This window comes from Limnobaculum xujianqingii (assembly GCF_013394855.1).
Taxonomy (GTDB): Bacteria; Pseudomonadota; Gammaproteobacteria; order Enterobacterales; family Enterobacteriaceae; genus Limnobaculum; species Limnobaculum xujianqingii.
In genome coordinates, this window is sequence record NZ_JABMLK010000001.1 from 289,440 (window position 1) to 301,349 (window position 11,910).

An 11,910-nucleotide genomic window follows, 5' to 3' on the forward strand; every position below is an offset into this window, starting at 1 on the left:
AATGACAGAAAAAGTGAGTAAAGAATACGCGACACTACTGCTGGCATTTATTGCCGGTATATCACTTAACGGATCGTTTAACGCGCTGTTTGATTCAGTAATTGCCTTTTCGATTTTTCCGTTAATTGCTTTGGGGTTCTCTATTTATTGCTTGCATCAGCGCTATGTGACTCAACCTATGCCGGAAGGAACACCAATGCTGGCCTTCTCTTGTTTCCTGTTAGGACTATTTTTGTACAGTGCGATTATTCGGGCTGAATATGCTGGAATGGGGTCTAACTTCTTGCTGACTATTATTTGTGTCGCTCTGGTATTCTGGATTGGCTATAAACTAAAAATCACGACTCGTCATAAAGTAGTAAAACAAATGGACTAATGTTGTTCATCTAAAAAAATAACAATTATAATTTGATGTATAAACTGGCCCCAATAGATATTGGGGCTTTTTTGTTGTGCCTGATTCAGATGCTCTTTTCTAACAGAACGCCGCATTCCATATGGTGGGTATAGGGGAACTGGTCGAACAGTGCCAGTCGGGAAACCTTATGTGTTTGGCTAAGCGTTAGCAGATTCTCACACAGGGTTTCCGGGTTACAGGAGATATAAAGGATTCTCGGATAAGCCTGCACCATTTTCACCGTTTGTTGATCTAATCCGCTGCGAGGGGGATCGACAAAAATGGTTTCGCATTGATAACTGGTTAAATCAATGTCTTTCAGTCGATTAAACTCTCTGACGCCCAGCATGGCTTGAGTAAACTCTTCTGCTGCCATACGAATAATCTGCACATTATCGATTTGGTTGGCGGCAATATTGAACTGGGCGGCAGCCACCGATGGCTTAGCGATTTCAGTCGCCAGAACTCGATTAAAATTGCGAGCCAGTGCTAAAGAAAAATTGCCGTTACCACAATATAATTCTAATAAGTCGCCTTTTGAGTCCCGGGTGACATCGATTGCCCATTCCAGCATATGAATATTCACTGCCGCATTAGGTTGAGTGAAACTGTTTTCCGTTTGGCGATAGATCATTTCCTGTCCGCCTACGGTTAAACGCTCATCAACATAATCGCGATCCAGGCAGATTTTTTGTTTCGATGCCCGGCCTATAAGCTGCAGATTAAACCCGCGAGAACGTAAATCATCCCTTAATCGCTCTGCGTGCTGTAACCACATATCGTCAAGTTGGCGATGGTAAAGCAGAGAAACCACAATTTCGCCGCTGAGGGTGGAAAGATAATCAATCTGGAATAGCTTATGGCGCAGTGAAGCATGGGGTTTTACACCGGCTAACAGTTCTGGCATCAGCCGGTTAATTAGTTCACTGGCGGCAGGGAATACATCAACCCGAATACGCTGTTTGGTCGCCTGATCAAACATGATGTGGTACAGGTCATCCCCTTCGTGCCAGATTCTGAATTCTGCCCGCATACGATAATGGTTAAGTGGTGAGCGAAATACTTCCGGCTCAGGTGCAGAATATGGAGCCATCATTGAGATCAATCGATGTTTTTTATCCGCCAGTTGGGCATCGTATTGGTCGGTTGGCAGCATCTCTGGGGTCATAAGTTTTCTCAGCTTTCAGTGTCACGAATTCATTTATTAAGGCGGAATTGTAGGGAATGATGACGTGATGTCCAGCTTTGATAAATGATTAAAAAACAATAGCAGTCTAGACATCCATACAGGATTGCTTGTAGCATGTACGTGTTCCGGCCTCCCATCAGAGTTAAAAGGGAATCTGGTGTAAATCCAGAGCTGACGCGCAGCGGTAAACAGGAAATAGCAACCGCTCTCTCCACAACATAAGCTGGAGTAGAGCAGACACTGTCGTTACAGATGGGAAGTCGTTGTTAAGTTAATCTCCTTGAGCCCGAAGACCTGCCGGTATTCTGTCGCATTGATTGCAGCCGTCGCGTATACGCGCTGTTTTTTTGCGGCATCCTGCAACTTGAGTTGGATGCTTTACGTTATGTCTATAAAAAAGAAAGTATTAGTCGTAGCACTTTCCGCTACGGCCTTTTCCGTATGGGCTCAGGAAGAGAGCGAAAAGATGGTGGTCACAGCTAATCGGTTTCCTCAACCGGTTTCTACTGTGCTGGCACCAATAGATGTGGTCGATCGCGACCAGATTGATCTTTGGCAAGCAAAAAGTTTAACCGATGTTTTGCGTCGTTTACCGGGTGTTGATATCTCCCAAAGCGGCGGTCGCGGCCAGCTATCTACGCTTTATGTACGGGGAACTGAATCACGTCACGTGCTGGTGCTGGTAGACGGTATCCGTGTACCGGTCTCTGGCATTATGGGAACCGCTGATTTCAACCAAATTCCTATTTCTCTGATACAACGTGTCGAATATATTCGTGGCCCGCGTTCTGCAGTTTATGGCTCAGAGGCCATTGGTGGCGTTATTAACATTATTACTAACGCTGAAAAAGATGGAGCAAAGCTGGAAGCGGGTTTGGGTTCAAATCACTACCAACTTTATGATGCCAGCATCCGCCAAACCGTTGGTGATAAAACCACGCTGACGGCTGCAGGTGCTTTTGAAGACAGTCGCGGTTTCAATATACAGCCAAAATCTTCTTATCCACCAGACAGCGACAAAGATGGATTTCGCAGCAAGTCGATTTGGGCGGGTATTGAACATCAATTCTCATCACAGTTCTCCGGCTTCTTACGGGGTTATGGCTATGGCAATAATTCAGAGTATGACGGCAGCTATGGTAATGAACGCCAATTGTATAGCCGTAACTACGATATGGGGTTGCGTTTCCTTGAAGGAAATTACTCTTCCCAACTGATAGCCAGCTACCAAACGTATAAAGATTACAACTACGATAGCCATAAAGGTTTATATAACGATGGCACCTCGCTGGATGATGTAACTCAACGCAATATTCAGTGGGGAAATAGCTATAAGTTAGATCGTGGCGTAGTAAGTGCTGGTGTTGACTGGCGTCAGGAGAAATTAGAATCTTCCGATAACTATGCATCCGATCGCTATAAGCGAGATAACACCGGTTTCTACCTGACGGGGCAAAAGTCTCTGGGTGATTTTACACTGGAAGGCGCATTCAGAACCGATAAGAACCAGCAATTTGGTTGGCATGAAACCTGGCAGACAGCGGCGGCATGGGAATTTATTCCTGATTATCGCTTCACTATTTCCTATGGTACGGGATTCCTGGCACCTACGTTAGGTCAACTTTATGGTTCAGAGCGTTTTTATATTTCTTCTAACGACGATCTAAAACCAGAAGAGTCTCGCCAATGGGAAGCCGGATTAGAAGGGGATACCGGGCCATTAAACTGGCGTCTGGCAGCATATCGCAACAAAATAACCAATCTGATTGGCTATGAGTCCGATCCAGTTACCTGGGAAGGGCGCTACTACAATATCGAATCTGCTACCATTAAAGGAATTGAGTGGACGGGAACCTTTGATACTGGTCCATTTGAACATCGAATTACACTGGAATATCTGGATCCGCGTCGGGATAAAGACAACGAAGTTTTAGCTCGTCGTTCCAAGCATAAGGCAAAATATCAGATTGATTGGAATATGCTTGGTTTAGATATGGATGTATCATACCAATATTATGGCAAACGCTATGACAACAACACTTCTGAGTATGCGAATGAGCAGAAACGCTTATCCAGCTACAGTACGGTTGATCTGTCAGCGGCTTACCCTGTGACGGAACAGCTAACCGTTCGCGGCAGAGTAGCTAACTTGTTTGATAAAGAGTATGAAACAGCCAGCAATTACGAAACAGCAGGGCGGGAATACTACCTCACTGCAACCTATACTTTCTAACGGTACTATAAGGAGAGACCGTAATGCCAACAGCACTGGTTTTTGATTCAGGTGTAGGCGGGCTCTCCGTATTTCAGGAAATCCGGCAGTTGATGCCGGATTTATCCATCATCTATGCTTTTGACAATGCGGCTTTCCCCTATGGTGAAAAGCCTGAGCAGCTGATTGCTGAACGAGTTGTTAAAATGGTAGCGGCGCTTTGTCAACGTCATCATATTGATATTATTGTCATTGCTTGCAATACCGCCAGCGTGGTCTCTCTCCCTGCATTACGTGAACACTTTAATATTCCCGTTGTTGGCGTGGTTCCTGCGGTAAAACCTGCAGCGCGTTTGACACGCAATGGTCTCGTAGGATTACTGGCGACCAAGGTAACGGTTAACCGACCTTATACTCATGAGTTAATTGCTAACTTTGCTCAGGATTGTCAGATAGAGCTGATGGGATCCAGCCGAATGGTGGAACTGGCAGAAGAGAAGCTGCATGGAAAACCGGTAAGCGCTGATGAGCTAAGAACTATTTTATCTCCGTGGATTAATGGTGATAAAAAGCCCGACACCATTGTATTAGGCTGCACGCACTTCCCTTTATTAAAAGAGGAATTGAGCGCGGTGTTACCGAAAGGCACTTTGTTGGTTGATTCCGGAGCAGCGATTGCTCGTCGGGTATCATCGTTGTTGGCAGATGTTGACTGGCAGCAAGCAGAGAAGCCCGTTAATCTGGCTTATTGTTCGAAAGTTGATGATGAATCCAGGAAGTTAATTCCGGTTTTGCAACACTTTGGTTTTAAATCACTCGATGAGCAGTCAATCTGAAGGCTTTTTGGCTAAACAATCAGCAGTCAGAATGATTTTATCAATTAGCACTTGCCAGATGATTCTGAGTCCCTATAATGCGCCTCCACTGACACGGCAACAGCCGCTTCAGTTCAGACGTTATCGTGCATAAATCTGTGATTTAACACTTGACTCTGACGCGGGAAAGCGTAGTATACGCAGCCCGTGTTGCGGGAAGTTTTTCGCCGCAACATCGCTCTTTAACAATTTATCAGACAATCTGTGTGGGCACTCACAAGACGGTATCTCACGTCATTGCACTTCGGTGTAACGACACAAAAAAATACCAAGTCTTAAAGAGTGACCAGACAGTAATTCATTTGAATTATTGAAAGTAATCTTTGAGCATCAAGCTGTTAATTGAAGAGTTTGATCATGGCTCAGATTGAACGCTGGCGGCAGGCCTAACACATGCAAGTCGAACGGTAGCACAGGGGAGCTTGCTCCCCGGGTGACGAGTGGCGGACGGGTGAGTAATGCCTGGGAAACTGCCCGATGGAGGGGGATAACTACTGGAAACGGTAGCTAATACCGCATAATGTCTTCGGACCAAAGTGGGGGACCTTCGGGCCTCACACCATCGGATGTGCCCAGGTGGGATTAGCTTGTAGGTGAGGTAATGGCTCACCTAGGCGACGATCCCTAGCTGGTCTGAGAGGATGACCAGCCACACTGGGACTGAGACACGGCCCAGACTCCTACGGGAGGCAGCAGTGGGGAATATTGCACAATGGGGGAAACCCTGATGCAGCCATGCCGCGTGTGTGAAGAAGGCCTTAGGGTTGTAAAGCACTTTCAGTGGGGAGGAAGGATGTGAAGTTAATAGCTTCATGTATTGACGTTACCCACAGAAGAAGCACCGGCTAACTCCGTGCCAGCAGCCGCGGTAATACGGAGGGTGCAAGCGTTAATCGGAATTACTGGGCGTAAAGCGCACGCAGGCGGTCTGCCAAGTCGGATGTGAAATCCCCGGGCTTAACCTGGGAACTGCATCCGAAACTGGCAGGCTAGAGTCTTGTAGAGGGGGGTAGAATTCCATGTGTAGCGGTGAAATGCGTAGAGATGTGGAGGAATACCGGTGGCGAAGGCGGCCCCCTGGACAAAGACTGACGCTCAGGTGCGAAAGCGTGGGGAGCAAACAGGATTAGATACCCTGGTAGTCCACGCTGTAAACGATGTCGACTTGGAGGTTGTTCCCTTGAGGAGTGGCTTCCGGAGCTAACGCGTTAAGTCGACCGCCTGGGGAGTACGGCCGCAAGGTTAAAACTCAAATGAATTGACGGGGGCCCGCACAAGCGGTGGAGCATGTGGTTTAATTCGATGCAACGCGAAGAACCTTACCTACTCTTGACATCCAGAGAAGTTTGCAGAGATGCGAATGTGCCTTCGGGAACTCTGAGACAGGTGCTGCATGGCTGTCGTCAGCTCGTGTTGTGAAATGTTGGGTTAAGTCCCGCAACGAGCGCAACCCCTATCCTTTGTTGCCAGCGCGTAATGGTGGGAACTCAAAGGAGACTGCCGGTGATAAACCGGAGGAAGGTGGGGATGACGTCAAGTCATCATGGCCCTTACGAGTAGGGCTACACACGTGCTACAATGGCGTATACAAAGAGAAGCTACCTCGCGAGAGCATGCGGACCTCATAAAGTACGTCGTAGTCCGGATTGGAGTCTGCAACTCGACTCCATGAAGTCGGAATCGCTAGTAATCGTAGATCAGAATGCTACGGTGAATACGTTCCCGGGCCTTGTACACACCGCCCGTCACACCATGGGAGTGGGTTGCAAAAGAAGTAGGTAGCTTAACCTTCGGGAGGGCGCTTACCACTTTGTGATTCATGACTGGGGTGAAGTCGTAACAAGGTAACCGTAGGGGAACCTGCGGTTGGATCACCTCCTTACCTGAAAGATACTGATTGAGTGCAGTGTCCACACAGATTGTCTGATGAAGAATAACGAGCAGAAATACCTTTATAGGCTTGTAGCTCAGGTGGTTAGAGCGCACCCCTGATAAGGGTGAGGTCGGTGGTTCAAGTCCACTCAGGCCTACCAATTTCTTCCCATGCTGCGTTGTCGTCACACTCGTTTGCCGATGCAAACGTCGTATGACTCCGCCTTGCCTGGAAATAAATTGGCTGACTCATCAACTGATGAGTTATTAAGGTATCTGTACGTGACTATATGGGGCTATAGCTCAGCTGGGAGAGCGCCTGCCTTGCACGCAGGAGGTCAGCGGTTCGATCCCGCTTAGCTCCACCATTTAGTCCTGTAAATCAATACTTCAGAGTATATTGGCAACAGTATGCTGTGAAGTATTATGCTCTTTAACAATCCGGAACAAGCTGAAATTTGAATCCTCAGCCAATAGTGAGTAATACACTGACACTAATTGGACTGAGCGAGTCTCTCAATTGTTTACGACTTTAGAATGTTGTCTTTCGAGACACCTTCGGGTTGTGAGGTTAAGTGACTAAGCGTACACGGTGGATGCCTAGGCAGTCAGAGGCGATGAAGGGCGTGCTAATCTGCGATAAGCGTCGGTAAGGTGATATGAACCGTAATAACCGGCGATACCCGAATGGGGAAACCCAGTGCAATTCGTTGCACTATCATACGATGAATACATAGTCGTATGAGGCGAACCGGGGGAACTGAAACATCTAAGTACCCCGAGGAAAAGAAATCAACCGAGATTCCCCCAGTAGCGGCGAGCGAACGGGGAGGAGCCCAGAACCTGAATCAGTTTGTGTGTTAGTGGAAGCGTCTGGAAAGTCGCACGGTACAGGGTGATAGTCCCGTACACCAAAATGCACAGATTGTGAGTTCGATGAGTAAGGCGGGACACGTGACATCCTGTCTGAATATGGGGGGACCATCCTCCAAGGCTAAATACTCCTGACTGACCGATAGTGAACCAGTACCGTGAGGGAAAGGCGAAAAGAACCCCGGCGAGGGGAGTGAAACAGAACCTGAAACCGTGTACGTACAAGCAGTGGGAGCACTCTTTATGGGTGTGACTGCGTACCTTTTGTATAATGGGTCAGCGACTTATATTTTGTAGCAAGGTTAACCGAATAGGGGAGCCGTAGGGAAACCGAGTCTTAACTGGGCGTATAGTTGCAAGGTATAGACCCGAAACCCGGTGATCTAGCCATGGGCAGGTTGAAGGTTGGGTAACACTAACTGGAGGACCGAACCGACTAATGTTGAAAAATTAGCGGATGACCTGTGGCTGGGGGTGAAAGGCCAATCAAACCGGGAGATAGCTGGTTCTCCCCGAAAGCTATTTAGGTAGCGCCTCGTGAACTCATCTTCGGGGGTAGAGCACTGTTTCGACTAGGGGGCCATCCCGGCTTACCAACTCGATGCAAACTCCGAATACCGAAGAATGTTATCACGGGAGACACACGGCGGGTGCTAACGTCCGTCGTGAAGAGGGAAACAACCCAGACCGCCAGCTAAGGTCCCAAAGTCATGGTTAAGTGGGAAACGATGTGGGAAGGCACAGACAGCCAGGATGTTGGCTTAGAAGCAGCCATCATTTAAAGAAAGCGTAATAGCTCACTGGTCGAGTCGGCCTGCGCGGAAGATGTAACGGGGCTAAACCATGCACCGAAGCTGCGGCAGCGATACGAAAGTATTGTTGGGTAGGGGAGCGTTCTGTAAGCCTGCGAAGGTGGACTGTGAGGTCTGCTGGAGGTATCAGAAGTGCGAATGCTGACATAAGTAACGATAAGCGGGTGAAAAGCCCGCTCGCCGGAAGACCAAGGGTTCCTGTCCAACGTTAATCGGGGCAGGGTGAGTCGACCCCTAAGGCGAGGCCGAAAGGCGTAGTCGATGGGAAACAGGTTAATATTCCTGTACTTGGTGTTACTGCGAAGGGGGGACGAAGAAGGCTAGGCTATCCGGGCGACGGTTGTCCCGGTTTAAGCGTGTAGGTGGGTTGACCAGGTAAATCCGGTTGGCTGTTAACACTGAGGCGTGATGACGAGCCACTACGGTGGTGAAGTAGTTGATGCCCTGCTTCCAGGAAAAGCCTCTAAGCTCCAGGTAACATTAAATCGTACCCCAAACCGACACAGGTGGTCAGGTAGAGAATACTCAGGCGCTTGAGAGAACTCGGGTGAAGGAACTAGGCAAAATGGTGCCGTAACTTCGGGAGAAGGCACGCTGGCATTAGGTGAAGTCCCCTGCGGATGGAGCTGAAGCCAGTCGAAGATACCAGCTGGCTGCAACTGTTTATTAAAAACACAGCACTGTGCAAACACGAAAGTGGACGTATACGGTGTGACGCCTGCCCGGTGCTGGAAGGTTAATTGATGGGGTTAGCGTAAGCGAAGCTCTTGATCGAAGCCCCAGTAAACGGCGGCCGTAACTATAACGGTCCTAAGGTAGCGAAATTCCTTGTCGGGTAAGTTCCGACCTGCACGAATGGCGTAATGATGGCCAGGCTGTCTCCACCCGAGACTCAGTGAAATTGAACTCGCAGTGAAGATGCTGTGTACCCGCGGCAAGACGGAAAGACCCCGTGAACCTTTACTATAGCTTGACACTGAACATTGAGCCTTGATGTGTAGGATAGGTGGGAGGCTTTGAAGCGGTGACGCCAGTCATCGTGGAGCCAACCTTGAAATACCACCCTTTAATGTTTGATGTTCTAACTTTGGCCCGTAATCCGGGTTGAGGACAGTGTCTGGTGGGTAGTTTGACTGGGGCGGTCTCCTCCCAAAGAGTAACGGAGGAGCACGAAGGTTAGCTAATCACGGTCGGACATCGTGAGGTTAGTGCAATGGCATAAGCTAGCTTGACTGCGAGAGTGACGGCTCGAGCAGGTACGAAAGTAGGTCATAGTGATCCGGTGGTTCTGAATGGAAGGGCCATCGCTCAACGGATAAAAGGTACTCCGGGGATAACAGGCTGATACCGCCCAAGAGTTCATATCGACGGCGGTGTTTGGCACCTCGATGTCGGCTCATCACATCCTGGGGCTGAAGTAGGTCCCAAGGGTACGGCTGTTCGCCGTTTAAAGTGGTACGCGAGCTGGGTTTAGAACGTCGTGAGACAGTTCGGTCCCTATCTGCCGTGGGCGCTGGAAGATTGAGAGGGGTTGCTCCTAGTACGAGAGGACCGGAGTGAACGCACCACTGGTGTTCGGGTTGTCATGCCAATGGCATTGCCCGGTAGCTACGTGCGGAAAAGATAACCGCTGAAAGCATCTAAGCGGGAAACTTGCCTCGAGATGAGTCTTCCCTTGGACTTTAAGTCCACTGAAGGAACGTTAAAGACTATGACGTTGATAGGTCGGGTGTGTAAGCGTAGCGATACGTTGAGCTAACCGATACTAATGAACCGTGAGACTTAACCTTACAACACCGAAGGTGTTTTGGGATTGAGAGAGTAAAGAAGTCAGATTTCAGCGAATGTTCAGGATTGGAATGAATGGTTGTGTGCGATAGTGATATTGAATGCAACGGTTCATGAAACAGAATATGCCTGGCGGCGATAGCGCGGTGGTCCCACCTGACCCCATGCCGAACTCAGAAGTGAAACGCCGTAGCGCCGATGGTAGTGTGGGGCTTCCCCATGCGAGAGTAGGGAACTGCCAGGCTTTAAATTAGTAACTATCAGAACAATTTTTGATTCTGATAGGGAAAAAGAATCGGTGGAGCGGTAGTTCAGTTGGTTAGAATACCTGCCTGTCACGCAGGGGGTCGCGGGTTCGAGTCCCGTCCGTTCCGCCACTTATTTATATTATGCCTGCTATATTAGCAGGCGTAGTAGTAAGCGTTCTTTAGGGGCGTAGTTCAATTGGTAGAGCACCGGTCTCCAAAACCGGGTGTTGGGAGTTCGAGTCTCTCCGCCCCTGCCATAAAAAAGTAAAAAACCCTTTGTTTTCACAAAGGGTTTTTTATTGCCTGCAATTTAACGAAATAATTTAGATTAATTTATTAATATCAATCGATTATTCACTATCTTCAGTAACACTAAAATTACTAATCAATTTATGAATCAGCTGATGGTGTTCGCTGTTTTGTAGCCAAATTGCATACAAAGGCAGATTAATTGATTGAAGTGGTAACACAGGTTTGAGCTCGGGATGCTGCCTTTGCCAGGATTCAGGCAAAAAAGTACAGCCAGCAGTATTCTTTAACAGTTGTTTTGCCATTAGCGCCGAACTGGTTGTCAGGATTGGTACGATCTCCTGCGTGAAGTATTCTTTTTCCTGCTGTGAAAAGTCCATTCCCCAATCAAGGGAGATATAGGCTCTTTTCTTATCACTGCTTTTACGCTCAGACATCACCAACTGTAATGGTATTGTGGTTATCTTTTCACTGACCAACTCATCCATTTTGGAGGGCTCTGTGGTAATCAAAAGATCTAACTGTCTTTCGTGAAGTTGCTGTACTTGAATATTTCGTGGTGCAACTCTGGCGTCAAACTGTAAATTTTTATGTACTGAATAGAGTGATTCAAGCCAGTCTGTCAGACCGGTTTCCCAAATTAAAGGTAATGCACCAATCGATAACGTATTCTTTTTTTGATTACTTTTTGTGATAGCCGACCGTGCCTGTTGCCAGGTGATCATCAGGTTTTCTGCATAGGGCAGAAGCTGTTCGCCAGCGGCTGTGAGTCGAATATTGTTACGGTGGCGAGTAAAAAGATTAACGCCCAACTGACTTTCCAGCAGCCGTATGCGAGAGCTCACTGCTGATTGTGTGAGATACAGAGATTCAGCCGCCCGACCAAAATGACGGGTCTTGCTCACTTCCAGAAAAGTCTTTAGTAATTCTGTATCCACACTATCTCCAAATAATTTTATCGTAACGATTTAAATTTTTTGTTTTACACACCGGCAAGCCTCACTAATACTCCGCGCCATAACGGCATTAATTTAGATACTTAGGAGTATGTCAGATGGCGGAAAGCTTCACTACGACGCATCGTTTTTTTGACAATAAAAATTATCCTCGCGGTTTTTCTCGCCATGGGGATTTCACCATTAAAGAAGCTCAATTGCTAGAACGTTTAGGTTATGCTTTTAATGAGCTTGATTTAGGTAAGCGTGAACCAGCAACAGAAGAAGAAAAATTATTCGTAGCTGTTTGCCGTGGAGAGCGTGAGCCAGCAACTGAGTCTGAAAAGGTATGGATTAAATACCTTGATCGTATTCGTCGCCCTAAACGTTTCCACACGCTATCTGGTGGTAAACCACAGGTAGATACTGTCGAAGACTTTAACGACACTGACGATTAATT

6 protein-coding genes, 4 tRNA genes, 3 rRNA genes and 1 riboswitch are annotated in these 11,910 nt (G+C 47.7%); of the genes, 11 read left to right on the plus strand and 2 right to left on the minus strand.

Annotation, left to right across the window (positions count from 1 at the left end; translation table 11 throughout):
* The first annotated feature begins 1 nt into the window (after position 1).
* On the plus strand, positions 2–376 hold the full coding sequence (locus tag GOL65_RS00945) for a YijD family membrane protein (RefSeq protein WP_140920554.1): 375 nt from the start codon (positions 2–4) through the stop codon (positions 374–376).
* A gap of 85 nt (positions 377–461) precedes the next feature.
* Here the strand turns inward: GOL65_RS00945 and trmA are convergent, their stop codons facing one another.
* Complete coding sequence (gene trmA, locus GOL65_RS00950) at positions 462–1,565, minus strand: tRNA (uridine(54)-C5)-methyltransferase TrmA (protein WP_179038114.1); 1,104 nt, start codon at positions 1,563–1,565, stop codon at positions 462–464.
* 130 nt (positions 1,566–1,695) lie between these two features.
* Positions 1,696–1,902, plus strand: a riboswitch (cobalamin riboswitch).
* Between the two features lie 69 nt (positions 1,903–1,971).
* Between trmA and btuB the strand changes: the two genes are divergently transcribed.
* From btuB to GOL65_RS00995, 9 genes are all read left to right on the plus strand, one after another.
* Positions 1,972–3,819, plus strand: coding sequence for a TonB-dependent vitamin B12 receptor BtuB (gene btuB / locus GOL65_RS00955; RefSeq protein ID WP_140920556.1), 1,848 nt, complete (start codon positions 1,972–1,974; stop codon positions 3,817–3,819).
* A 23-nt stretch (positions 3,820–3,842) separates the two neighbouring features.
* The gene (murI, locus tag GOL65_RS00960; protein WP_140920557.1) at positions 3,843–4,634 is read left to right on the plus strand and encodes a glutamate racemase; all 792 of its coding nucleotides are present in this window, start codon (positions 3,843–3,845) and stop codon (positions 4,632–4,634) included.
* A gap of 378 nt (positions 4,635–5,012) precedes the next feature.
* Positions 5,013–6,555, plus strand: a 16S ribosomal RNA gene (locus tag GOL65_RS00965).
* Between the two features lie 74 nt (positions 6,556–6,629).
* A tRNA-Ile gene (locus GOL65_RS00970) sits at positions 6,630–6,706 on the plus strand.
* A 131-nt stretch (positions 6,707–6,837) separates the two neighbouring features.
* A tRNA-Ala gene (locus tag GOL65_RS00975) sits at positions 6,838–6,913 on the plus strand.
* Positions 6,914–7,114: 201 nt separating this feature from the next.
* Positions 7,115–10,020: ribosomal RNA gene (locus GOL65_RS00980) — 23S ribosomal RNA — on the plus strand.
* Between the two features lie 126 nt (positions 10,021–10,146).
* Positions 10,147–10,262, plus strand: a 5S ribosomal RNA gene (gene rrf, locus GOL65_RS00985).
* The 16S, 23S and 5S rRNA genes sit together here with 4 tRNA genes alongside, the layout of an rRNA operon.
* A gap of 56 nt (positions 10,263–10,318) precedes the next feature.
* Positions 10,319–10,395, plus strand: a tRNA-Asp gene (locus GOL65_RS00990).
* 52 nt (positions 10,396–10,447) lie between these two features.
* Positions 10,448–10,523, plus strand: a tRNA-Trp gene (locus tag GOL65_RS00995).
* A gap of 93 nt (positions 10,524–10,616) precedes the next feature.
* On the opposite strand, the gene hdfR is transcribed toward GOL65_RS00995, so the two are convergent.
* Entirely contained in the window at positions 10,617–11,453 is an 837-nt protein-coding gene (gene hdfR, locus GOL65_RS01000) for an HTH-type transcriptional regulator HdfR (RefSeq protein WP_140921366.1), read from the minus strand.
* 116 nt (positions 11,454–11,569) lie between these two features.
* Between hdfR and GOL65_RS01005 the strand changes: the two genes are divergently transcribed.
* Positions 11,570–11,908: a DUF413 domain-containing protein gene (locus tag GOL65_RS01005; protein WP_130590082.1), complete on the plus strand. Its 339-nt coding sequence runs from the start codon at positions 11,570–11,572 to the stop codon at positions 11,906–11,908.
* The last annotated feature ends 2 nt before the right edge of the window (positions 11,909–11,910 follow it).